23 protein-coding genes are annotated in these 24,473 nt (G+C 40.4%); 7 read left to right on the top strand and 16 right to left on the bottom strand.

Going from position 1 to position 24,473, the window contains the following annotated elements; all coding sequences use genetic code 11:
* Positions 1–62 precede the first annotated feature (62 nt).
* Genes trpS through rpe form a run of 3 tightly spaced genes read right to left on the bottom strand, consistent with a single transcriptional unit; the run spans position 63 to position 2,449 of the window.
* Positions 63–1,067, bottom strand: coding sequence for a tryptophan--tRNA ligase (gene trpS, locus PESP_RS01730; protein ID WP_058547601.1), 1,005 nt, complete (start codon positions 1,065–1,067; stop codon positions 63–65).
* Positions 1,068–1,100: 33 nt separating this feature from the next.
* Positions 1,101–1,766: a phosphoglycolate phosphatase gene (locus PESP_RS01725; protein ID WP_089346496.1), complete on the bottom strand. Its 666-nt coding sequence runs from the start codon at positions 1,764–1,766 to the stop codon at positions 1,101–1,103.
* Positions 1,766–2,449 carry a ribulose-phosphate 3-epimerase gene (gene rpe / locus PESP_RS01720; protein ID WP_089346495.1) on the bottom strand — a complete coding sequence of 228 codons (684 nt, stop codon included), beginning with the start codon at positions 2,447–2,449 and terminating at the stop codon, positions 1,766–1,768. The genes PESP_RS01725 and rpe overlap by 1 nt, the downstream gene beginning before the upstream one ends.
* A 215-nt stretch (positions 2,450–2,664) precedes the next feature.
* On the opposite strand from rpe, the gene PESP_RS01715 reads away from it, so the two are divergent.
* Positions 2,665–2,961 carry a hypothetical protein gene (locus PESP_RS01715; RefSeq protein WP_089346494.1) on the top strand — a complete coding sequence of 99 codons (297 nt, stop codon included), beginning with the start codon at positions 2,665–2,667 and terminating at the stop codon, positions 2,959–2,961.
* A 3-nt stretch (positions 2,962–2,964) separates the two neighbouring features.
* Complete coding sequence (locus PESP_RS01710; RefSeq protein WP_089346493.1) at positions 2,965–3,150, top strand: DUF2970 domain-containing protein; 186 nt, start codon at positions 2,965–2,967, stop codon at positions 3,148–3,150.
* Here PESP_RS01710 and PESP_RS01705 read toward each other — a convergent pair.
* The 9 genes from PESP_RS01705 to PESP_RS01665 all read right to left on the bottom strand — a co-directional run bounded on the left by PESP_RS01705 (position 3,098) and on the right by PESP_RS01665 (position 12,028).
* A complete protein-coding gene (locus PESP_RS01705) occupies positions 3,098–3,964 on the bottom strand; it encodes a Dam family site-specific DNA-(adenine-N6)-methyltransferase (protein WP_089346492.1) in 867 nt (288 codons plus the stop codon). The genes PESP_RS01710 and PESP_RS01705 overlap by 53 nt on opposite strands.
* Positions 3,965–4,017: 53 nt before the next feature.
* Positions 4,018–5,382, bottom strand: coding sequence for an SPOR domain-containing protein (locus PESP_RS01700; protein WP_089346491.1), 1,365 nt, complete (start codon positions 5,380–5,382; stop codon positions 4,018–4,020).
* Positions 5,382–6,452: a 3-dehydroquinate synthase gene (aroB, locus tag PESP_RS01695; RefSeq protein ID WP_089346490.1), complete on the bottom strand. Its 1,071-nt coding sequence runs from the start codon at positions 6,450–6,452 to the stop codon at positions 5,382–5,384. The genes PESP_RS01700 and aroB overlap by 1 nt, the downstream gene beginning before the upstream one ends.
* Positions 6,453–6,480: 28 nt before the next feature.
* Positions 6,481–6,999 carry a shikimate kinase AroK gene (gene aroK / locus PESP_RS01690; RefSeq protein WP_004589350.1) on the bottom strand — a complete coding sequence of 173 codons (519 nt, stop codon included), beginning with the start codon at positions 6,997–6,999 and terminating at the stop codon, positions 6,481–6,483.
* Between the two features lie 184 nt (positions 7,000–7,183).
* Complete coding sequence (locus PESP_RS01685) at positions 7,184–9,274, bottom strand: type IV pilus secretin PilQ (protein ID WP_089346489.1); 2,091 nt, start codon at positions 9,272–9,274, stop codon at positions 7,184–7,186.
* Entirely contained in the window at positions 9,261–9,797 is a 537-nt protein-coding gene (locus tag PESP_RS01680) for a pilus assembly protein PilP (protein WP_089346488.1), read from the bottom strand. The genes PESP_RS01685 and PESP_RS01680 overlap by 14 nt, the downstream gene beginning before the upstream one ends.
* On the bottom strand, positions 9,794–10,399 hold the full coding sequence (locus PESP_RS01675; RefSeq protein ID WP_089346487.1) for a type IV pilus inner membrane component PilO: 606 nt from the start codon (positions 10,397–10,399) through the stop codon (positions 9,794–9,796). The genes PESP_RS01680 and PESP_RS01675 overlap by 4 nt, the downstream gene beginning before the upstream one ends.
* Complete coding sequence (locus PESP_RS01670; RefSeq protein WP_089346486.1) at positions 10,389–10,961, bottom strand: PilN domain-containing protein; 573 nt, start codon at positions 10,959–10,961, stop codon at positions 10,389–10,391. Before PESP_RS01670 ends, PESP_RS01675 begins: the two co-directional genes overlap by 11 nt.
* Positions 10,949–12,028 carry a pilus assembly protein PilM gene (locus PESP_RS01665; RefSeq protein ID WP_089346485.1) on the bottom strand — a complete coding sequence of 360 codons (1,080 nt, stop codon included), beginning with the start codon at positions 12,026–12,028 and terminating at the stop codon, positions 10,949–10,951. Before PESP_RS01665 ends, PESP_RS01670 begins: the two co-directional genes overlap by 13 nt.
* 131 nt (positions 12,029–12,159) lie before the next feature.
* On the opposite strand from PESP_RS01665, the gene PESP_RS01660 reads away from it, so the two are divergent.
* On the top strand, positions 12,160–14,673 hold the full coding sequence (locus PESP_RS01660; RefSeq protein ID WP_089346484.1) for a penicillin-binding protein 1A: 2,514 nt from the start codon (positions 12,160–12,162) through the stop codon (positions 14,671–14,673).
* 63 nt (positions 14,674–14,736) lie between these two features.
* On the opposite strand, the gene metL is transcribed toward PESP_RS01660, so the two are convergent.
* Positions 14,737–17,082 (bottom strand): bifunctional aspartate kinase/homoserine dehydrogenase II, encoded by a 2,346-nt coding sequence (metL, locus tag PESP_RS01655; RefSeq protein ID WP_089349071.1) that lies wholly within the window; start codon positions 17,080–17,082, stop codon positions 14,737–14,739.
* Positions 17,083–17,087: 5 nt separating this feature from the next.
* Positions 17,088–18,338, bottom strand: coding sequence for a cystathionine gamma-synthase (metB, locus tag PESP_RS01650; RefSeq protein ID WP_089346483.1), 1,251 nt, complete (start codon positions 18,336–18,338; stop codon positions 17,088–17,090).
* Positions 18,339–18,537: 199 nt separating this feature from the next.
* Here metB and metJ point away from each other — a divergent pair, with 199 nt between their 5' ends.
* A complete protein-coding gene (metJ, locus tag PESP_RS01645) occupies positions 18,538–18,858 on the top strand; it encodes a met regulon transcriptional regulator MetJ (RefSeq protein ID WP_002958371.1) in 321 nt (106 codons plus the stop codon).
* An 80-nt stretch (positions 18,859–18,938) separates the two neighbouring features.
* Here metJ and PESP_RS01640 read toward each other — a convergent pair whose 3' ends face one another.
* On the bottom strand, positions 18,939–20,180 hold the full coding sequence (locus PESP_RS01640; protein WP_089346482.1) for a malic enzyme-like NAD(P)-binding protein: 1,242 nt from the start codon (positions 20,178–20,180) through the stop codon (positions 18,939–18,941).
* A 521-nt stretch (positions 20,181–20,701) separates the two neighbouring features.
* A complete protein-coding gene (gene rpmE / locus PESP_RS01635) occupies positions 20,702–20,917 on the bottom strand; it encodes a 50S ribosomal protein L31 (protein ID WP_008115018.1) in 216 nt (71 codons plus the stop codon).
* A 230-nt stretch (positions 20,918–21,147) separates the two neighbouring features.
* On the opposite strand from rpmE, the gene priA reads away from it, so the two are divergent.
* From priA to hslV, 3 genes are all read left to right on the top strand, one after another.
* Positions 21,148–23,334, top strand: a complete 2,187-nt coding sequence (gene priA / locus PESP_RS01630) for a primosomal protein N' (protein ID WP_089346481.1) — start codon at positions 21,148–21,150, stop codon at positions 23,332–23,334.
* A gap of 11 nt (positions 23,335–23,345) precedes the next feature.
* On the top strand, positions 23,346–23,873 hold the full coding sequence (locus PESP_RS01625) for an SPOR domain-containing protein (protein WP_089346480.1): 528 nt from the start codon (positions 23,346–23,348) through the stop codon (positions 23,871–23,873).
* Positions 23,874–23,952: 79 nt separating this feature from the next.
* Positions 23,953–24,471 carry an ATP-dependent protease subunit HslV gene (gene hslV, locus PESP_RS01620; protein ID WP_089346479.1) on the top strand — a complete coding sequence of 173 codons (519 nt, stop codon included), beginning with the start codon at positions 23,953–23,955 and terminating at the stop codon, positions 24,469–24,471.
* The last annotated feature ends 2 nt before the right edge of the window (positions 24,472–24,473 follow it).

The following is a 24,473-nucleotide window of genomic DNA, read 5'->3' as shown; positions in this document are numbered from 1 at the left end:
AAGTTACAAAAATGCCGCTAAATATAGCGGCATTTTTTATTCACAAATATTAATAAAACAACTTATGTACGAGGAATAAACCCTAGTGCATCGTAAACTGATTTAAGAGTTTTCTCTGCACGTACACTGGCCTTTTCTGCACCTGATTTCATGATGCTATCAAGTAGGTTTTGATCTTCTCTTATCTCTTTAAAACGTGCTTGGATTGGCTCAATCATATTTACTACCGCATCGGCAGTGTCTTTTTTCAGGTGGCCGTACATTTTACCTTCAAACTCTGGCACTAAATCTTCAATTGAGCGCTTAGTGGCTACGCTTAATAAAGTAAGTAAGTTAGAAACACCTGGTTTTTCTGTACGATCAAAGTAAATACGCGCTTGTTCGTCTGAATCGGTTACAGCTTTTTTAAGCTTTTTCTCTATCTTTTTAGGTTCATCTAATAACATGATGTAACCATTTGGGTTTTCGTCAGACTTAGACATCTTTTTAAGCGGATCTTGAAGACTCATTACGCGTGCGCCAAATTCTGGAATATATGGCTCAGGTAATTTAAATACGTCGCCGTACAAGTTATTAAAGCGAGTAGCTATGTCACGCGTTAGTTCTAAGTGCTGCTTTTGATCGTCCCCTACTGGCACTTGATCAGCTTGATACAATAAAATATCGGCTGCTTGCAATACTGGGTAAGAAAATAAACCGACGTTTACATTGTTAGCATGCTTAGATGACTTATCTTTAAACTGGGTCATGCGGTTAAGCTCGCCCATTTGTGCGTAACAATTTAGTACCCACGCTAACTGTGCGTGTTCAGGCACTTGTGATTGTACAAAAAGCGCAGACTTTTCAGGGTCGATTCCGCAAGCTGCATATAAAGCTATACCGTCTAAAACGCGAGAGCGAAGAAGCTCAGGCTCTTGGCGAACAGTAATTGCATGTAAATCAACAAGCATAAAGAAACTTTCGTGGTCTTCCTGTAGCTTTAGCCACTGGTTAATAGCGCCAACATAGTTGCCTATTGTCATACCACCGGTTGGCTGAATGCCGCTTAAAACTACTGGTTTACTCATGATTTTCCTTTAGTGTTTAGTTAATTAAAAATTTTAACGCTGTGTAAGTGTGGGTATTATATCTAAGAAATTCTCGCATAGGTACTGCGGATTAAAGTCGCTTAAATTTTCACCTTGGTTGTAACCATAATCTACCGCTATTACATCTATTTTAGCGGCATGTGCTGCTAATATATCGCTTTTTGAATCGCCAATCATAATAGCCTTACTCGGTTCCACATTCAGCTGGTTGCACGCATAAAGTAATGGCGCTGGTGATGGTTTTTTAGCCATATCGTCGCCGCATACTATCACTTCAAAGTGACTCGTAAGAGAAAGCTTATCAAGTAGGATTTCGGTAAATATGCGCGCTTTATTAGTCACGAGTGCTTTTGGCATGCCGCGCAAAGCACTGAGTCCTGTTTCTACATGTTGGTATAACACACTATACTCGCCCACTAGCTGCCCATAATGTTGGTAAAACAAAGCAATGGCTTTTGCACTAAGCGTTTCGTCTAAATGCTCGCTAATTTGCATATCGCCGCTGAGCGCACGCTTCACTAAGGTTTCAATACCGTTGCCTATCCAGCTTTCAACCAAGCTTTGGCTTACAATAGGAAACGCTAAATCGCTCAAGGTTAAGTTTACTGCTAGGTATAAATCGTAAACGCTGTCAACGAGTGTGCCGTCAAGGTCGAACAAAGCTACATCATATTTCATTACTTTACGTTTCCTAACTGCTCACGCATTTGATCAATAACCACTTTGTAATCAGGCTGATTAAAAATTGCAGAACCTGCTACAAACATATCTGCTCCTGCTTGTGCCGCTGCAGCTATATTATCGACTTTAATGCCACCGTCGACCTCTAAACGAATATCGCGGCCCGATTCAACAATACGCTGTTTAGCTTGCGCAAGCTTTTCAAGCGTGTGTGGTATAAAACTTTGCCCGCCAAAGCCCGGGTTTACTGACATAAGTAAAATAGTATCTAGTTTATCGATGACATGATCGAGGTAGCTAAGGCTAGTGGCAGGATTAAATACTAAACCGGCCTTACAACCGTGATCTTTTATTAACTGTATTGTACGGTCTATATGCTCGCTGGCCTCGGGGTGAAAAGTAATAATAGAAGCCCCCGCCTCTGCAAACTGCGGAATAATACTATCTACAGGTTTAACCATTAAATGTACGTCTATTGGTGCTGTAATGCCGTAATCTCTAAGCGCTTTACACACCATAGGGCCTATGGTGAGGTTAGGTACATAGTGATTGTCCATTACATCAAAATGCACTACATCAGCACCTGCAGCGAGCACTTTATCTACGTCCTCACCTAGTTTTGCAAAATCAGCTGACAAAATTGAAGGCGCTATTAAATATTTTTGTTCAGGGTTTAACATAGTAATCCGTCAATCAGTTAAGTATGGCTCTAATGTAACGTAATTGCTGACGTTTCCCAAGTAATACAAAGTAAATGGCACATCATTTTTAACTCTGTGTTGATAATATAAGTATTTATTAATAAAGGGTTTTAGCTATTATAGGTAAATATTAGTTTGTTATTTATACAGCTTTTGTTATTATTAAAGGAGTAACTAATTTTTAGGCTAATATTATGCGTGCATTTAAAACATGGATCTTAATTGCGGTGGCATTATTAATTATTGGGGCATTTAGTTTTGCGCCGAGTTCTGAGCAAGATTTAAGCTTAGTTAGTAATTGTCAGCATCAGGTAACAAGCGTTAATACACAAAATGCTATAGCGTGTGCAAAAGTTGAAGAAGACTCTTCTTGGTTTTCGTGGTTAACGGGCGATAGCCGAAGTGCGCAGTTTCATTACCTTGATTTATTAGAGCTATTAACTAGTTCTGATGAGTCTAAAAACCCTCCTTCGTTAACACCTTTATTTTAAATAATGCTGCACTTTATTAGCGCGTTGCAAAGTGTGCTAGCAGCATTTTTTGGTGTTCAATCAGAGCAAAAACGTCAATCTGACTTTAAACAGCGATCTCCACTTTTAGTTATTTTAATAGCTGTGGCGCTATTTATTATATTTGTGGTGGCAATTTACGCTGTTGTAGCGATGGTGCTAAATACATAGCCATTAACTCATCTACTTTATTTCGTGATCCGCCTTTAGGGCTAATAGTCCGCTTTACTTGAATTTTATCAAGCGATGCTTGGCTATAAATTTTACGCGTCCAAACCGTATCGTGATTCGAAATAAGCACAGGAGTATTATTTTCAAATGCGGCCTGTTCTGCCAAATTAGCTAAGTTAGCCTGATCGTCTAAATTAAACCCTCCTTTAGCGTACGAGGTAAACGAAGCCGTTTTACTTAATGGCACATAAGGTGGATCGCAGTAAATAACAGAGTTACTGGGTACTAGCTTAAAAACGTCGTCGTAACCTAAGCAGGTAAAAGTAGCGTTTTGGGCTTTTTCTGCAAAAAAGTACATTTCTTTTTCAGGAAAGTAAGGCTTTTTATATTTACCAAAAGGTACATTAAAAATACCTTTTAAGTTATACCTACACAGCCCATTATAACCGTGGCGGTTCATGTATAAAAAAAGCATGGCGCGCTCATATACATCGCTACTTTGGTTAAACTGAACACGGTATTCGTAGTAGGCGTCAGAGTGATTATTTAAATCTACAAATAGCTTTTTAGCATCGCTGATAAACTCATCAGGCGAGCGCTTTAACTCTTTGTATAAGTTAATTAAATCAGCATTTATGTCATTCAATAAATAGTGCTTAAAATTACTATTTAAGAATACCGAACCTGCGCCAACAAAAGGTTCTACCAGGGTGTCAGCATGCCTGCTGGCCTTGGTTAATCGCGCATTTATGTCTTCAACTAGGCTGTATTTACCGCCAGCCCATTTAAGGAAGGCTCTACTCTTTTGCTGCATTGGTTCTTAACTTCAATCTGCTGTAGCGCGATTTTACACTAAAGTGAATCAGTTTACTGATCAAGTAATGCAATTTCTTGCTTTATTTTGCTGATTTTTTTATAAAAAGGTTTGTTTTTTCTAACGGCGCTTGGCAAGGCTGTAAGCGCTTTTTTAGCATCTGCAAGTTTTGCATAGCTACCCGATGTTACCACCCACCACAATTTATTATTTCGCTTAGTTTGATATACATGTGCGCTTTCACTTAAGCCATGTTGAGCGATAAACTCTGAACTGATTTGCGATTTTATTACAGCGAGTAACTGCACAGTAGTGTTAGTACTTGGCTGTGCCAAATACCAAGCGTTTCCGCTTAGCTTATCAGGCGATTCAACCTCTTTTGTAGGGTTCTCAGTGATAGTAGGTACTGGTTTACTTTCGTTATTTGACGCTACTTTATTATCAACTGCACTTTGCTCAACTTCAGAGCGAACTTGCTTATCAGTGGTCAGGCTTTGCATAATTGCTGGTACATCATTTTTGTGAACTGTAGGTTCATTCACATCCTCACTGCTTTTTTGAAGCTCAGATGAGGCGTCATTAGTTGCGTTATTTTGGCTTGGCTTTATATTATCAGTGTTTTTAGCAATAATTTTAGAGGTTGGTATCGCAGTGTTAACAGCTTGGTTTTGCTCTTGCTGATAATACGCTTGCCACCACTGAGTCATATCACTTTTGTAAAGCATGCCAATAATTAGCAGCATAATAATAATCAATAATGAGATTAAATGTACTCGCCACGATACCTTGTCTTTTTTTACCACATCAGCAACATGTTCATTAGGTTGCCAAGCTAATAACAAACTTGGATTCCCTTTTGCTTCATTTAAAAACGCAGTAAATACAGGGTCTTCGTCATACGGTAAATCAGGAAAATACCAGCTCATTAACTGCTTTGATTCGCGGGTAGATAAAGGCTCTAAGTAAATTTCAACCGCATTATTTATGGGCAGTTTTGATTGGGAGGCTAGCATTATATAAAGCGTTACAGGGCTATTTTTAGCCAGTAGCTCAAGCTCATGAAGTATTTCTTCTGACAAGTGCCTAGCACTGTCTAGCACCCATAAACACGCGTCACAGGGTTGCTGCTGTAAAAGCTGATAAAAGTTTTCGCTTAGTGTTAAGTTATGGTCTATGAGTGGGGAGTTAAAGCTTTGCTCTAAAATATCGCTCATTAGCGATACGTCGTTAACGTTGGCACTAACTTGCACAAATGCTTTGTTAAAGCTGTTGTATTTATCGGTAATGAAGGTTTCGAGCATATAACTTTTACCAAGGCCTGAGGTGCCCAGTAAAACAATTAAGTTTTGCCCGTATTCAAATTGCAGAGCTATCCTATCCACCAATGCCGCGCGGCTTGGTAAAGTTTGCGCCTGCATTATTGCTCGATTAACGCTCTAACTTGGTCGTCTGACACATCACCCACTAATGCACATTGACCAAATTGAGTAGGCAAAATAAAGCGAATCGTGCCCTTTTTATTCTTCTTGTCTTTACGCATGTGCATTAAAAACTGATCAGAAGTCATTTCATTAGGGATTTCAGTAGGTAGATTATACAGCTCAAGTAGTGCTACAATTCGCTGTACTTCACTTTGCGATAAGTCACCACGAGTATGTGCTAACTTAGCAGCTAATACCATACCGGTCGCTACCGCTTCACCGTGTAGCCATACGCCGTAACCCATTTGCGCTTCAATAGCATGCGCAAAAGTATGCCCTAAATTAAGTAGTGCGCGTAATCCATTTTCTTTTTCATCTTGTGCAACTATCAGCGCTTTAATTTCACAACATCTATAAATAATATGCTGTAAGCTCGCTTCATCTAATTGCTGCAGTTTTTCTACGTTTTGCTCAATGTAAGCAAATAGCTCGGTATCATAAATCAATCCATACTTAATAACTTCTGCCATGCCTGCTGCAAATTCTCGCATAGGTAAAGTGTGCAGTGTATTAGTATCAATAAAAACAGCTTGTGGCTGATAAAAAGCCCCAATCATATTTTTACCTAGTGGATGATTTACTGCTGTTTTACCGCCTACTGACGAGTCTACTTGCGACAATACCGTGGTAGGTATTTGAATAAACGGCACACCACGTTGATAACACGCAGCAACAAAGCCGGTTAAATCGCCAATAACGCCGCCACCTAATGCAATTAAGCAGGTGTCTCGGCCGCAATTATTTTGCAATAAAAACGCAGATATTTTTTCAAACCAATCAAGTGATTTATATTGTTCACCGTCAGGAATGATAAAAGAAAGAGGATTCAGTTCAGCCAACGAATCAAGCAAACCTTGTAAATATAAAGGCGCTACGGTGTCGTTAGTAATGATGATAGGCCGACAATCACCAATATGGTGAATTAGGCGGCCATTATCTTGAAGTGCAGATTGACCAATAAAAATAGGATAACTTCGCTCGTCCAAATTAACAGTTAATTCAAGCATGCTTTGTTATTTCCTTTATTATTGGTTTTTAAAAATCTAATTTCTCGATGATTTGGTTAGCAACAACTTTAGCGCTTTGCTCATCGGTGCGTACAACAAAATCGGCAACTTCTTTGTATAGTGGCTCGCGTTCTTCTGCTAAGCGCTCTAGTACATTACGAGGTGCTTCTTCAGTTTGCAGTAATGGGCGACGCTTATCGCGTTGCGTGCGTGCAACTTGCTTTTCTATAGGTGTCTCTAGGTATACAACGATACCGCGAGCAGAAAGCTTGTTTCGAACTTCTTTACTCATTACTGAACCACCACCGGTTGCAAGTACAATACCTTGCATTTCGGTTAAGTCGCCAATAACAGATTCTTCACGAAGTCTAAAGCCTTCTTCACCTTCAAGATCAAACACCCAGGCAATATCTGCACCGGTACGGCGTTCGATTTCTTGATCAGAATCGACAAATTCAAGGTGTAATTGGTCAGCGATGTGACGACCAATCGTGCTTTTGCCAGCCCCCATGGGGCCAACTAGAAATATATTACGTTTCTCAGCCATATCTTTTAGTACAAACGAACTCTAAAATTTGAAATAAAACCCCGCCTAACGACCTGGCCCCAAAATTAAGGAGGGGATTATCTCAGTAATTGGCCGGGTATTTCAAGTCTATTACAATAAAAAGCCACATAACGAGCAATTATTATCAATAAAGGCTCGTTGGTTAACATAAAACCACTAAATTTTAGTCTATTTGTATTTTCGGTGTCACGAAAATTAGCAATTCACGCTTCTCGTTAAACTCACTGGTGTTTTTAAATAAGCGTCCAACATAAGGAATATCACCTAACACAGGTACTTTATTGGTCGTATTTATAATTTGCTGCTGGAAAATACCACCAAGTACTACAGTTTGGCCGTTCTCTACAAGCACTTGTGTTTCTATTTGCTGTGTATCAATTGAAACGGCTTCACCAGTTCCTGTTTGTACCGTTTCGCCACGAGTATCTTGTGTGATTACCAAATCTAAAATTACTTTGTTATCTGGTGTTATATGCGGAGTCACTTCAAGGCTTAACACAGCTTTTTTAAAGCTTACCGTTGTCGCGCCGCTTGAGGCTGATTCGGTGTAAGGTATTTCAGTACCTTGCTCAATTCGTGCCTTTTGCTGATTGGCAGCGGTAATACGCGGGCTGGCAATAATTTCGCCTTTGTTTTCAGCTTCAAGTGCGCTTAGCTCTAAATCTATTAATGTCCCATTAGCTAACTTGGCTATATGTAAACCAATGCTCGCCGCTGGGTTGGTAATAGGTAAGTTAACATTTAAACGATCAGATAAATCAGGAACAGTGCCGTTTGAAATAGATTCTGCGCCTTCTAATGAACCAGAAATGCCATCACTATCTTGCTGATCGCTAAACCCCCAACGTACACCTAAGTCCTCTGTTACGTTATCTGTTACGGTTACCATGCGAGATTCAATAACTACTTGCTGAACCGGTATATCAAGGGTTTCAATCATACGGCGAATGCTTTCAATGCTTTTAGCGGTATCTTTTATTAGCAACGTATTTGTACGTTGGTCAACTGATACGCTGCCACGGGCAGAAATAATACTGTTTGTGTCTGTTTTTAGTAAATCTGCAAAGCTCTCTGCTTTTGCGTAATTTAAACGAATATACTCACTGTAAAGCGGCTCTAAATCTTCTACTTTTTGCTTAGCTAATAAATCCTTAGCTTCACGAGCTGCAAGTTCTTCCGCTGGAGCAACCATTAATATAGAGCCGTCCATGCGCTTATCTAACCCTTTAATACGCAGTACTACATCAAGTGCCTGATCCCACGGTACGCCATCTAAACGTAGTGTTATATTACCGGTCACTGAGTCGCTCGTTACTAAGTTAAATTCGTTATACCCAGCTATAATTTGCAGTACTGCACGCACCGAAATATCTTGAAAGTTTAACGTCATTGGGCGACCTTGATACTCTTTACCGCCATCAAGATACGCTGTTTGCGTTTCATCTTTTTCAATTGTTAGCGTTAAAATGCTATCAATCTGCTGGTAAGTAAAAGTAAAAGCTGAATTTGGCTCAATAACTACTCGGCTCAAATTGTCTTCTTTGAACGTTTCTATGGTACTTACAACGGTACCAAAATCCAGTACGTCCAATTCATAAAGTAAGTCATCTAAAATATCAGTATGATGAAATTCAGCAATAATCTTACCGCCGCTTTCATGAACCTCTATTGCCGCCTGTGTATCTTGCAAAAATACGAGTACCTTTGCTTCACCTTTTTCTCCACGGCGAAAATCAATAGATTGAATACGGTTAATGTAGGCACTTGAGGTCTCGTAGCCATCATTTACTTCATCACCTGCTTGCTCAACAAGCGGGTTGTCAGAAACACGCAGCGACACAAGGTTATTATTTACTTGTGTTTCGTAAATTTTTAGACGCTCTAAATTTACTGTAACTTTTAGACCTTGATCGGTAACCACACTGCTTACGCTAGTAATACCGGCGTGATCTACTGGTACATTTTCAAGGCCTTGGTCTAACTCAACACCATCAAAAAGCATTTCAATACGCGCTGGCGTATTATGAACTTGAATTGTTGGTTGTATAGTTAGCTCTTCGTCAAAAACTAGCTGTAACTCGGTTTCACCTTTGAGTAAAGGGTTATAACGTACATCATAAAGTAATGGCGCGGCAGTCGCTGTTTTTACAACAAAAAGAGCCAACATGACAAATAACACCGATTGAATTCGATGATGCCAAAGTACATCCTTATGCATGTTTGATTTACCTTTTTTATTATTAATTTGCGCCATTGCTTGCCGCCTCTAACATTTCTAATTTAGTCAGCCGCTCTTTCCAACAACCAGACCCATCAGGGATTAATTCTACTAGTTCAACAAAATCACTACTTACCGTTTTAACCTTGCCATCATACGTACCTAAGTAGTTATTTACCGTTACTCGGTGTAACGTTTCATCAGCTGCGGTAATAAGTGCCCACGTTTGACCATTTGAGCCAATAGTCCCTTTCATAGCCAGATTGTCTAACGGGTACTTCTCTAATGGCTGTCTTACTCTGTCGGGGTCTGGGTGCAAGCAGTTTTTAATTTGTGTCAGTTTGTTTTGAATAATTTCAGGTTGCGGTGCAACAAACGGGCTTCGTAATTGAGCCGCATCATATTCAAAATATTCAAACTTAGTAAGTTCAGGAATCTCATCCACTTTTGCTGTTGTACTTGCTTTAACTTGGTCAATAAACTCTTTTTGCTCAGATGTATCATCATTACACCCAGCCAAAAACAGAACTGCTAATGAAAACAAAGGGACTAATCTCACTTTTTAACCCCTTCTTCATAACGATATGTTTTTGCTACTACACTGAATGTTAGTTGCTTTTCGCCAGATGATACAATCGAAAAGTCGTGTAAACTTACAATTCGTGGTAATTGGGCTACTTTTCCGACAAATTCCCCAAACTCATGGTACGTACCAATTACTTCTATTTTAATGGGAAGCTCTGTATAAAACTCTTTTTCTACCTCTGGCAACCAACCAATTTTTAAAAAGGTTAAGCCACTTGTAGTACCAACATAAGATAAGTCGTCAAGTAGCCCAGGGGTTTCGTTAGAGGTAGGTAAGCGCTTTAATAACTGAGAAAACTTGTCTTCCATTTCCACCATTTGTTGGCGATAAATATCTAACTTGCTCGCAACTGCATACTTGGTTCTGTAAGTTGTACGAAGTTCCACTTCTTTAGCAACTGCACTGTGGTAATTGTCTATTTCGTCAGAAACTAATAAGCTGTAACTAAAAAACAGTACTAAGCCTGCAATAAAAGCACAACAAATTAGCTTTACTGCTACGGGCCAATCACCAATATTATCTAACTCAATTTCATTCCAATCTATTTCATTAAAAGCTTTAAAATCAAGGCTCATAACTTACCTCACCAATTTCATCAAATGGTTTTACGTAAAATTCCATATTAAAATCACTGAGTAACCGTGATGCTTGATCCCCTGCAACAATACCTTGCATGGTGGGTCTTTCTAGTAAATAAGAGTTTTGTACCTGACGTAACATAGTTGATAAACGATTATTTGATTCACTGCGTCCTAGTACATGAATCTGACTACCTCGACGTTCTAACTTAGTTAGGAAAACGCCTTGTGGAACAATTTTAGCAACCTCATCCATAATTTGAGTGCCCAAATTACGGCTGCTTTGTAGCTCTTCAATCAAATGCATCCGTTGTTGTAAATTTTCTTTTCTTTTATCTAAATCTCTTATATCACTGATTTTTTTATCAAGCATGCTTATTTCTGAGCTGAGATAGTTGTTCTTTAAATTTTGACCAACTTTTAAGCCTGCATAAAATGAACTGAGTAAGTACATTATTGCAAAGCAACAAATAACCACTGCAACTAAAATTGTGATGAATTTCTTTTTAGACTCTTCACGTTGCAGCTCGCGCCAAGGCAGTAGATTTATATGTGGCATGATGAAAAGCTCCTTAATGCCAAACCAGTAGCAATTGCAAACTGTGTTCTATTTCGCTGCATTATATTTCTATCTACTTTTGGTGAAATTTCCATATTTGCAAATGGTTCAGCTACAACAGCATGTATACCCAGCTCTTCTATTAATAAACGATCGAGCCCGTCGATCATCGAAGTCCCACCTGTTAGCACTATATAATCCACTTGGTCTTTACCCGTTGTGGTCAAAAACATTTGTACCGCACGGCGCACTTGTTGCAGTAATGACGTTTGAAAAGGAGCTAAAACTTCAAAGGTGTAGTTGGGTGGCAGGTCACCTGTTGTTTTGCCTATTTCGGCCTCATCAAAGCCTTTATTATAGTACGATACAATACTGTTAGTGTACTGATCGCCTCCAAACACTTGGTCACGGGTATATATCGTTTCACCCGCCTGCACCACACTTACTAGCGTTAATACAGCGCCAATATCTACCACAGCCACACATTTGTTAAACGCATCACTGGGTAATTGTTGATAGTAAACATCCATCGCTCTGCTTAAGGCATAACTTTCAACGTCTACTACCTTCGCGTTTAAATTGGCAGCTTCTAATGCACCAACGCGCGCTTCAACGCTTTCTGTTCGAGCAGCAGAAAGTAACACGTTCATTTTGCTAGGGTCGGCTTCATTAGTTGAAAGTTTTTCAAAATCTAGGCTGACTTCATCAAGGGGATACGGGATAAGGCTGTCGGCTTCTATTTCTATTTGTGACTCTAATTCAGCGTCACTTAATGAAACATCCATAAAAATAACTTTAGTAATAACGGTTTGGCCCGATACAGCAACGGCTGCCGATTTTAACGATTTTGGTAACCTTCTTTTTAATTTTGTAATTATGTTACCAATCGCTTCAATATCTTGGATTGAGCGCTCGCTCATAGCGCCTTTTGGCATAGGCTCAATTGCAAGTGCTTCTAGTCGAAATCCCGTTTCAATTTCACTTAAAAGCACTGCTTTGATAGAGTGCGATCCAATATCGATTCCTACCATCGCAGAAGATGGCTTTTGAAATAGTTGACTTAGCATGTTTGCAACTTGGCCTTTGTTTTAATAATAAACAAGTTATAATTTTTATAGTAAAAAATATTATTCATTTTTTAATCAATATATACTAGCAGTCTAAACTCGCAATTGGGAGTCCATTTAGGGAAATATAAGTGATTTTATTAAAACGAACATTACAATTTTTTATCATTTGCACGTTAATTGGTCTGATAACATTAATCAGCCTTTATTATTACGTTAAACCTGATATCCCAAGTGTGCAAGTTTTAAAAGACGTGCAATTACAAACTCCTATGCAAGTGTTCACTAAAGATGGACTTTTAATTAACCAATTTGGCGAAAAGCGACGCATTCCAGCAACTATAGACGAAATACCACAAACTCTAATTGATGCTTTTTTAGCAACAGAAGATAACCGCTTTTATGACCACATAGGTATAGACCCAATTGGTATTGTGCGATCTGCTATTGTATTAATTTCAACAGGTGAAAAAAAGCAAGGTGCCAGTACTATTACCATGCAGCTAGCTCGTAACTTTTTCTTAACTCGCGAAAAAGCATATATTCGAAAAGTTAAAGAAATATTTATCGCCCTGCATATCGAAAATGTATTAACCAAAGACGAAATACTAGAGCTTTATCTTAATAAAATAGAACTAGGTAACCGCGCATTTGGTATCGGCGCCGCCGCACAGGTTTATTACGGTAAAGAGCTAAAAGACCTAACCCTTGCACAAATGGCTATGATTGCAGGTTTACCTAAAGCCCCTTCTGCACTTAACCCAATAAGAAACCCTGTTCGTGCTAAAGCACGCCGTAATGTTGTATTAGGTCGCTTGCTAACTGAGAACTATATAACGCAAAGCCAATACGACGAAGCGTCAAGCCAGCCTATTACTGCTTATTTTCATGGTGCTGAAATAGATTTATATGCACCATACATATCTGAAATGGTTCGCGCTGAAATGGTCGCACGCTATGGTGTAGATAAAGCTTATAACTCAGGGTTTAAAATATTTACTTCGGTTGAGTCAAAAGTTCAAAAAGCAGCACAAACGGCCTTAGTTAATAATCTACACAATTACGATATGCGCCATGGTTTTAGGGGCCCTGTTGACGTTTTATGGGACCCAGAAACTCAACCAGCTCTAACACAGCAGCAAATAATAGAAAAACTCAAACCAGTTAAAGAGCTTGGCGATTTAAACGCTGCGGTAGTTTTAAAGGTTGATGATAAAACTGCTGAAGTTATTTTAAAAAATGGTCAGCTGACGACCCTTGATTGGGATAATTTAAAGTGGGCTCGCAAATATATTACGCGTTATCGCCAAAGCTTTGCGCCAAAATCCGCTACCGATATTTTAACCCCTGGCATGCAAGTATGGGTGCGCAAAAATAAAGACGATTCATACTTATTAAGCCAAATACCTGAAGCTGCAAGTGCACTTGTTTCACTTGATCCACAAGATGGCCGCATAAAAGCCATTGTTGGCGGCTATAGCTTTGAGCAAAGCCAATATAATCGAGCAGTACAAGCTAAGCGCCAAGTGGGCTCAAATATTAAGCCATTTATATACTCTGCAGCTCTTGAGCGCGGTTATACGTTAGCTTCTATTTTAAACGATGCGCCAATAAACCAGTGGGATAAAAGCCTAGGTGTCGCTTGGCGTCCAAAAAACAGCCCAGCTGTTTACAACGGTCCAATTAGAATTCGTCGTGCCCTAGCGCAATCTAAAAACGTAATTTCAGTTCGCTTATTACGAGGTGTAGGCTTGCAGCGCACAGCTGATCATCTACTAAAATTTGGCTTTAAAGACGCTGATATAAATCGCAGTGAATCTCTAGCTCTAGGTAGCGCATCTATTACGCCACTAGAGCTTGCCCGCGGCATGAGCTCGTTTGCAAATGGAGGCCACTTAATTGAACCTTACTTTATTTCTGAGATTCAAGATGCGTATGGCAATGTACTATTTAAAGCAAACCCTGCCCTTGCCTGCGATGAAGCAGATGCCTTAAACGTTACACCTTCAAACAGCTATGCAGATAACAGCTCGCAAAGTGATGTAGATATTGAATCTGCGCCCGCTTTGCAATGTGCGCCACGTGTTATCTCTAAGCAAAATGCATTTTTAATTGCTGATGCAATGCACAGTGCTGTGTGGGGTGGTGGTAGCTGGACCCATAAAACGGGCTGGAGTGGTACAGGTTGGCGTGCTCAGGCATTAAACCGCCGCGATCTATCTGGTAAAACAGGTACTACTAACGACTCTGTTGATACCTGGTTTAGTGGCTTTAATCGAAATGTAGTCACCTCAGTGTGGGTTGGTTTTGATAACCCGGGTAATTCATTAGGACGCTCAACATACAACAACAACCTAGACAGCGGCCAAATTTCAGGAGCTGAGTCAGGTGCTAAAACAGCGCAACCTGCATGGGTTGATTTTATGAAAGTAGCACTTGAGGGCAAGCCTGAGGCACCAATAGAACCACCTGAGGGGCTAGTTTCTATTCGTATTGATTTAAAAACTGGCTTACTGAGCCATAAAAACGATTACACTAGTCGTTTTGAATATTTTGAAAAAGGCACTGCGCCAACAAAGTATGTACTGTCGCAGCCTACTGACATTTTTGAAGAAGATACAAAAACAGAGGAAGAGTTGTTTTAATTACAGCTTGAATCTAAATAAAAAAGGCAGCTTATATAAGCTGCCTTTTTTATTTTCATAGTTTTATTTTAAGTTTTTAACTAGCCAGTATAAATCAGAGTGCACCCCAGCGGCGGTTACTTCTTTACCTGCGCCTGGTCCTTGAATAACTAATGCGTTTTCGTTATACCATTGGCTGTTAATTACAAAAATATTATCGCCTGGCGTTAAATTAGCAAGTGCATCACCTTGTGGCGCGTAAGTAATACCTACTTTAGCAGTTACCTTGCCTTGCTCTAATGCGAGTAAACCTGTGTACCTAAGCACTGCGTTTTGAGCACTTGCAGCATCAGCGTGGTTCTTAATAAAAGAATTAAGGCTCTCTTTGCTCGCTAAAAAGTCATCCCAGGTGCCTTGCGCTAACTCAGCAGGCATTAGCGCCTCTAAACTTATATCTTCAAGGTTTAACTCAATACCAAGCTCACGAGCTAATATAAGCAGCTTTCGTTGCATATCGCGCCCCGATAAATCCTCACGCGGATCGGGCTCTGTAAAACCCATTTGCTGTGCTTGTAGCACCAAATCAGAAAGCGCGACCGAGCCATCGTACTTACTGCATAACCAAGAAAGCGTCCCCGAAAAAATCCCTTCTATTCGCGTAATTTTATCACCGCTGTTTTGTAAATCTGCAAGTGCAAAGTTAACAGGTAAACCTGCCCCTACACTTGTGTTATAACGCCAGTGTAGGTTTCGCTCATTTATACTTTCACGCAGTGCATTATACCAAGCTGACGGCGCTGTACCCGCATATTTATTTGCGCTAATTAAATGGCAGTCCCGCGTTACAAAATCAGTATATAGCTGGCTAAATTGCTCACTTGCGGTAATATCAATCACCACTTTATGCTCATAATCAAGCTCACCAAGCGCCGCTAATAAATCACTTTGCTGGTAAGTACGCGCTTCGTGTTGCCACTGGGTTTTCCACTGCGATACATTAATACCACTGGCATTAAATAACATATGCCTTGAACGAATTAAGCCCACCAGCTTTAAACTATAATCACCTGAAATACGCTTAAATTGATCATTTAGCTGAGCTAAAAATTCATCACCTACATTACCTAAGCCCGCTACCACTAATGCAATCTCTTGGCCTTTGTTAATGAGCTTTTCGTGCAATAAACTCAGCACATCGCTGTCTATTAATTGATCTGTTAATAGCAATGTATAGTTTGAATCACGCTGAATAAAGCGCGGGGTTATATTATTTTGATTTAATACATCAACAGCTAAAACATTTAAGGCGTTAATATCTTGTGTAGGCGCAACAACAGCACAGCCATTTAGGTTTGATTCACTTATATTTGCTCGCCCAGCAAAATAACTAACCACTTGGTGCGTAGCACTTGCAGGGACCACTAAATAAGTCTCACCATTTTGTACAAAATGATGCAAGCTGTGTTGAATTAGCTGGCTAACATGAGCGACTTCCCCTTCGTTTAGCCCTTCAACAAGCAGCAAGTCAACGTTTTGTAATGTGGTAATAAAGCGTTTTTGCTTAGCACCACCTTGCTTAACAATATCCGTTGGTGCAGCTTGTACATCAAAACTGCTGCGAACGGCCAATTTTATATCGGTATTTTTTAAAGGAGATAAGGTTTTAGCATGTAGTACCGGGTTACCCAATCGGGCCAATAAGTTAGCTTGTTCGCGGCAAACCTTATTGTATTTAATTGCTTTTTTTACCTTACGCGGATCAGCGCTAAACACCCCTGGCGTATCAGTCCAAATATACACATTTTGCGCTTGGCAGTAGCTTGCAAGTAAAGTGGCACTGTAATCACTACCATTACGGCCAAGCGTTACTGTATCGCCTTGAGCATTGGCAGCAATAAAACCAGTTACTACATTTATTTTGTTTGCATCTATTGCGTTATGACATTGCTGAATATTTTGTGCATGTAGTAATTGCCCGCTGGTTAACGTAAATAAGCTTCGGGCATCATGGGCACATGCAGCTATGTTCAACTGTGTTAAATAAGCAGCAAGTAAACGTGCTGACCACAACTCACCATGAGCTAGTAAAGCGGCCTCTTGTAATTGCTGGCTCGTCGCAAGGCTAGCAACCTCACTCAGCTCTTTTGCTAATACACTTAAAGCAGTACGCTTTGCATCAGCTTGAAGTAACTCTTCTATTAATGATGTTTGATGGTTGCTCAATTGCAAAATAATATCGGCAACAGCTTGCTCATCTTGCTGCTGATAACTTTGCCATAAAGAAACCAAGGTGTCGGTGGTTTTTCCTGCTGCAGACACAACCACACAATCGCCTGGCTGTGTGTGGCCAATAATAATTTTTGCTACGCTTTGGTAGCGTGAGCTCGAGCTTAAACTTGAGCCGCCAAACTTGTGTACACTATTAACCATGCTTGTTACCACAACGCAGGATGTGCAGCACATTGTTGCTTAACATCACCTTCAACACTGCCAGCAGCTTTGCCTACACGACCAACATTCTTATTTTGACCCGGCTTAACCAAATTAAATACACGCTCAAAGTCAGCAAGTAAATCATCTATATCTTCAATACCTACCGAAATACGAATTAACGTATCGCCCACGCCAGCCTCAAGTCGTGCTTTTGGTTCCATACCTGCATGAGTCATGGTTGCTGGGTGACAAATTAAGCTTTCAACCCCTCCTAAAGATTCAGCTAAGCTAAACTCTTTAAGGCTTGTCAAAAATGCAGCTGCATCGTTCACATCACCCTTAATATCAAAACTCACCATGCCACCAAAGCCAAGTTGTTGCGCTTTAGCAAGTGCATGTTGAGGGTGAGATTCAAGCCCCGGATAGTAAACTTGGCTTACAAATTCTGAACTCTCAAGGTATTTGGCAATGGCAAGCGCGTTTTCTTGATGCTGCTTTAAGCGAACATTTAAAGTACGTAAGCCACGAAGCGTTAAGTAACTATCAAAAGGTGCGCCTGTAATACCAATGTTGTTAGCCCACCAAGCAAGCTCATCGCCAAGCTCCTGCGTAGCAGCAACTACCGCGCCACCGACAACATCTGAGTGGCCGTTTATATACTTCGTGGTTGAGTGCACCACAATATCTACACCCAACTTAATTGGGTTTTGTAGCGCTGGTGATAAAAACGTGTTGTCTGCAGCTACAAGCGCGCCACATTGTTTTGCTATATCAGTAACGGCTTTAATGTCGGTTAAGCGCAGCACTGGGTTACTCGGTGTTTCTATCCAAATTAACTTAGGTTTGATTGCGACTATTTGATCTAGGTTTTCTTGCTTGGTTAAATCAAGTACCTTTAACTTAAGTAAACCGCGCTTTTCTAAAGAGGTAAATAAACGATAGCTTCCGCCATAACAGTCGTGCGGTATAACGAGCGTATCATCGTTATTTAGTAACTGAGTTGCTAAATGTACTGCAGCCATGCCTGTTGCTGTTATTATGCCGCGAGCCCCGCCCTCAAGTTCAGCAAGGGTTTCAGCTAAAATATCGCGGTTAGGATTGCCGCTACGACCATAATCATAAGCACGCTTAGTATCAAAGTCAGCAAACGAATACGTAGTCGATAAATAAATAGGGGGTACTACTGCACCGTGATGTTTATCGGCATCAACCCCATTTCGTACAGCAATGGTCGCTTTGTTTTTTTCGCTCATATTCGTCACCTAGTTTATTTGGATGTTTAGACGTCTAAAAGAGTAAATTATCAATATAAAGATGTCAAAACATTTAAAGCTCCAGATGGCTAAAAATCTATTATTTGACTATCTTTTTTAAAACGATAGAATTTCACGCGTATTTACACGCTTTTATCGCCGTGTGAGCAATTATTAATCTAAGGCAATTATACATCTTATGGCTAAATGGAATGGTGAGTATATTCACCCATACGCAGAACACGGGAAAAAATCAGAACAAGTTAAAAAGATCACCGTTTCGATCCCGTTAAATGTATTAAAAGTATTAACTGACGAACGCACCCGTCGTCAAATTAACAATCTGCGCCATGCAACAAATAGCGAGCTTTTATGTGAAGCCTTTTTGCATGCTTTTACCGGTCAGCCGTTACCAAACGATGATGACCTTCGTAAAGATAACGCAGAAAAAGTCCCAGAAGAAGTGAAAAAAATAATGCAAGAAATGGGGCTCGAAGTCCCTATTTTAAACGAAGAGTAGCCAAGCATTTACACTCGCTACTTTTTAGTTGCTTAAAACAAAAAACCTCAGCCAAGCTGAGGTTTTTTATTTGCGGCTATTTAAGCCATATAATTTTCAGGTAAATCAATTTGCGCCACACCAGAGTCAACAGCCGCCACTGCCACAGCTTTTGCTATACGTGGTAATAAGCGTGGGTCCATAGGCTTAGGAATAATATAGTCTGCGCCAAATTCAAGTTTATCTACACCTGCCGCTTTTAATACTTCAGCCGGCACGGGTTCTTTAGCAATACTACGAATCGCCTCTACGGCAGCAATTTTCATTTCGTCGTTAATAGCGCTTGCACGTACATCAAGTGCACCACGGAAAATAAACGGAAAACATAAAACATTATTAACTTGGTTAGGGAAGTCTGAGCGACCCGTTGCCATAATTAAATCGTTACGTGCTGAATGAGCAAGCTCAGGCGCAATTTCAGGATCTGGGTTTGAACACGCAAACACAACAGGCTTATCGGCCATTAGTTTTAAGTCTTCTGGCGCCAATAAATTAGGGCCAGATACACCCACAAACACATCGGCATCAGCAATTACATCTTGCAAAGTACGCTTATCGGTATTGTTAGCAAATAACTGTTTGTATTCGTTTAAATCATCACGGCGTGTATGAATAACACCCTTACGATCCAACATATAAATATGCTCGCGTAGTGCGCCACACTTAATTAACAGCTCCATACAGGCAACGGCTGCAGCACCAGCACCTAAACATACAATGATGGCATCTTCAATTGATTTACCCTGTACTTCTAACGCATTGAGCATACCCGCAGCAGTTACAATTGCGGTACCGTGTTGGTCATCATGAAATACCGGAATGCTACAACGCTCAATAAGGGCTTTTTCAATTTCAAAACACTCAGGTGCTTTAATATCTTCTAGGTTGATACCACCAAACGTGTCGGCAATGTTTGCCACAGTATTAATAAAATCTTCTGTAGTACGGTGCTTAACTTCAATATCGATAGAATCAAGCCCTGCAAAACGTTTAAACAATAACGCTTTACCTTCCATAACCGGTTTAGACGCAAGCGGGCCTAAATTACCGAGCCCTAAAATTGCCGTACCATTTGTGATCACCGCAACCATATTACCTTTACCGGTATATTTATATGCATTTGCTGGGTCTGCTGCTATTTCACGTACAGGCTCTGCAACACCTGGGCTATATGCTAATGCTAAATCTTGCACCGTTTCGGCAGATTTAGTTAGCTCAATGCTGATTTTGCCTGGAACGGGATGTGAGTGGTAATGTAATGCTTGTTCACGAAAATCTGACATAACGCGATGGTATCCTGCAATTTAAGTTAAGTGAGAGGGAGTATGAGGCTAAGATACTCTTATTATTTTTAAATTCCAAGCAATATCAGGTCTATCCTGTTATATGCTATATCCGTTAATTTTAAGTGATTTATCAGCAACTTCGCTTAAAGTTATCAACTTTAAATAAATAAAAATTCATCTAAAAAGTACTTTTTGAGGTTCATTTAGCCCTAACGTTATTTTTAAAAAATAACGCGTAATTAAAAATAAAAAATGCACCAAAATGGCGCGTTTATCTACTTTAAAAACAAATATCACCACGATAAGCACTTTTAACCACTTGGTTAAAAATTAACGTATAAAAAATATAGAGAAGATTATAGGGTTTGTCTGCAAAGGTTTATGCATATTCAGAATAAGAACAGGAAATAGTTATGCAAACAAGCTTAAGGGAAATTCAGGGAGTTTGAGGCAGAAATAATAAATTACAGGCACAAAAAAAGCACCCTAAGGTGCTTTTTTTAACTAAACAGCAATAATTACTTCTTGCTGCTAAGTGCACCGAAGCGCTTGTTAAAGCGATCAACACGGCCGCCAGTGTCTAAAATCTTTTGCTTACCAGTGTAAAACGGGTGACACGCAGAACATACGTCTAAGTGGATGTCTTTGCACAGAGTAGAACGAGTTTCGAATTTGTTTCCGCATGAACATGTTGCAGAAATTACTTCGTACTTAGGGTGAATACCTTCTTTCATAGGAACCTCTAGTTAAGGCCGCATCGCTCTCCAAACCCGAAGTCTGGCACCATACGTCGTTAAAACAAATTTGTTGGTCGCGGATTTTATCCAACAACCCACCACCACACAAGTATTAATTAGCTTTTTTGCTAAAAAGTAAGCAATCATTATACCTATTGCTTTTGTTAGTAGGTTTTTTCCCTCATTTTTAGTACATTAAGCCATTAATCTTATACACCTGAGTTGTTATGCTTTTTGTTGAAGTTGCCATTAAAGTCCCGCTGCCACGCACCTTTGATTATAAAATAGATGAACAACTTACGCTTTTATCAGATTCGATAACGCCAGGTATGCGCGTACTAGTCCCCTTTGGTAATCAAAAAAAAGTTGCTGTGGTATTAGCGGTTAAAAACAGCACCGAAGTACCCGAAAACAAAATTAAAACAATTATTGATGTTATTGATCAATCCCCTATTTTGTCTGCGCAACATTTAGAGCTACTAAGCTTTACAGCACGCTATTACTGTTACCCGTTAGGTGAGACTATTCATATTGCGTTGCCAAGCGCGCTTCGCCAAGGTGAAAACCCAGATAAAACCAGTATTAACATGGTTACCCTAACCGACAAAGGCGCTAAGTTACCGTCATTAAAAGCTAAAACCCAGTTAAATCTGTTAAAGCAACTCGCGCAGTCAGGTAAATCATCGTTAACCGAGCTAAAAGCACTCGGCTTTAATAAAAAAACCATCGATAGCCTTATAGATAAAGAACTAATAACGCAAACTATAGAGCACGATAACCAATGGCAAAGTGTAGCGCCCACTGTGGGCACCAAACCTGTACTTAATAAAGAGCAAGCCGTAGCGTGCACGACCATAAATCAAAGTGTTGGCTTTAAAAGCTTTTTACTAGAAGGCGTTACCGGCAGCGGTAAAACCGAGGTCTACTTACAATGCTTAGAAGAAGTACTAAAGCGCGGCGAGCAAGCACTGGTGCTTGTTCCCGAAATTGGCTTAACACCACAAACAGTTAATCGCTTTCGAAGACGCTTTCCCGATACGCCGATTATGTTATGGCACTCGGCCTTAACCGATAACGAGCGTTTACAAACTTGGCGCTTTTGCGAAAAAGGCAGCTGCGCTATAGTGATAGGCACACGCTCGAGTATTTTTCTGCCCTTTTTAAAGCTCGGTATGCTAGTGGTTGATGAAGAACACGACTCTTCATTTAAACAACAAGACACCTTACGCTATCATGCACGCGATTTAGCTGCTTATCGTGCATTTCAGCATAAAATACCGCTTATTTTAGGCAGTGCTACGCCTGCGCTCGAAACCCTACACAAAGCTATAAATAATAAATATCAGCTTTTGAGCCTTACAGAGCGCGCCCAAACAGCCACCGATAACCAATTTAAATTACTCGATATGAAAGGCCAACCTGACCAAGCAGGTATTGCGCACGCAAGCCTTGCTACTATGCGCCAGCATTTAAATCGGGGTAAACAAGTGATGGTATTTTTAAATCGGCGTGGTTTTTCTCCCACCCTTATTTGCCATGAATGTGGCTGGTTAAGCGAGTGTAACCGCTGTAGCACCAGTGCTACGTTTCATAAAGCGATTGGACAAATGATTTGCCATCACTGTGGCGAGCAACATCAAGTACCACACCAATGCCCAGATTGCGGTAGCACACAAATATTTCCAAATGGTAAAGGCACCGAGCAAATAGAAGAATTTTTAACTAGCGAATTTCCAGATACACCAGTCACACGTATCGACCGTGATTCTACCCGCCGTAAAGGTAGCCTAGAAAAAGCCCTAGATGAAATTAACCAAGGTGGCGCACGTATTTTAGTAGGCACACAAATGCTGGCAAAAGGGCACCACTTTGCCGATGTAAGTCTAGTACTTATTTTAGATGTAGATAGCGGACTATACTCTTGCGATTTTAGAGCCACAGAACATTTGGCACAGTTAGTTACACAAGTAGCTGGGCGCGCGGGCCGCTCAGGCGAACCTGGGCAAGTGCAATTGCAAACGCATTTCCCTGAGCACCCTCTGTTACAAGATTTAGTAAACAACGGTTATCAAGACTTTGCACGCTTTGCACTCAGTGAGCGAGATGATGCAGATTTACCGCCAATTACAAATATGGCCATTGTAAGAGCTCAAGGACACAGCATTAAGCAAGTTGTCGATTTTTTGACGGATTTGGTTCCTGTTAACGGGGTATCTGGTATACAATTGCTCGGTCCGATCCCTGCCCCACTAGAAAGAGTAGCAGGTATGTATCGGTTTCAATTGCATATTCAAGCGCACGACCGCAAAGCATTGCATCAGTATCTTGCGCAAATGGTTGACTATTTAAGCACCAGCAAACTGGCACAAAAGGTTCGCTGGAGTTTAGATGTTGACCCTATAGACATGATTTAGGTTAAAGCCAAATGGCACAGCACGATTATATTAATAAAAAGCCAGCGGGCAGAAAAAACACCAAGCAAGTCCCTGCTAAAAAACCATTCCCTATACTGTTAGTTATTATTGCTCTTTTACTGGTAGGCGGATTTGCCTATGGCTTATGGTTTATTAAAAGTAATGCCGACCCAGAACTTGTTGAACAACAAGCTCACCCCAAAAAAGTTGAAAAAGTAGAAATAGCAAAGCCGCGTGCACCAAAGTTTATTGAAGAAATACGTGAGCATGAGATCCAAGTAGAAGTTAGAGAAATTGAGCAAAAAGGTCCTTATGTTATGCAATGTGGCTCGTTTAGAACCCATGAGCAAGCAGAAACCCTAAAAGCCAAAATAGCGTTTGCTGGGCTAATCTCTGAAATTAAAAAAACCACAGGCACCAGCGGTATTTGGTATAAAGTGCGCTTAGGCCCTTATAAAACCAAACGCCAAGCCGAAAGTGATAAAAACAAGCTCAAGCGTGTACACGTTGTTGGCTGCGGAATTTGGGGTTGGACTTGAAATTAGTCTATTCACCCATATAACCTCATCATAATCGTTTTTTACAAGCTGCCCCTGTAGCTTGATGATGAGGAATAACATGACCACTATCGTAAGTGTACGCCGCGACAATAAAGTAGTAATTGGTGGCGACGGCCAAGTATCGCTTGGCAATACCGTAATGAAGGGCAATGCCCGTAAAGTTCGACGCCTTTATAATGGCAAAGTAATTGCTGGCTTTGCTGGCGGTACTGCTGATGCCTTTACCCTTTTCGAACGCTTTGAAAGCAAACTAGAAATGCACCAAGGTAACCTCACTAAAGCCGCAGTAGAAATGGCTAAAGATTGGCGTAGCGACCGAGCCCTTCGCAAGCTTGAAGCCTTGCTTGCCGTTGCCGATGAAACAGCCTCACTTATTATTACTGGTAACGGTGATGTAGTGCAGCCAGAAAACGACCTAATCGCAATTGGTAGTGGTGGTAACTTTGCTCAATCAGCAGCAACTGCACTATTAGAAAACACCGACTTAAGCGCTCGCGATATTGTAGAAAAAAGCCTAACAATTGCCGGCGATATCTGCGTGTTTACCAACAACTTCCAAACAATCGAAGAATTATAATA

The organism is Pseudoalteromonas espejiana DSM 9414 (assembly GCF_002221525.1).
Lineage (GTDB): Bacteria > Pseudomonadota > Gammaproteobacteria > Enterobacterales > Alteromonadaceae > Pseudoalteromonas > Pseudoalteromonas espejiana.
This window is presented reverse-complemented; position numbering and strand designations above follow the sequence as displayed.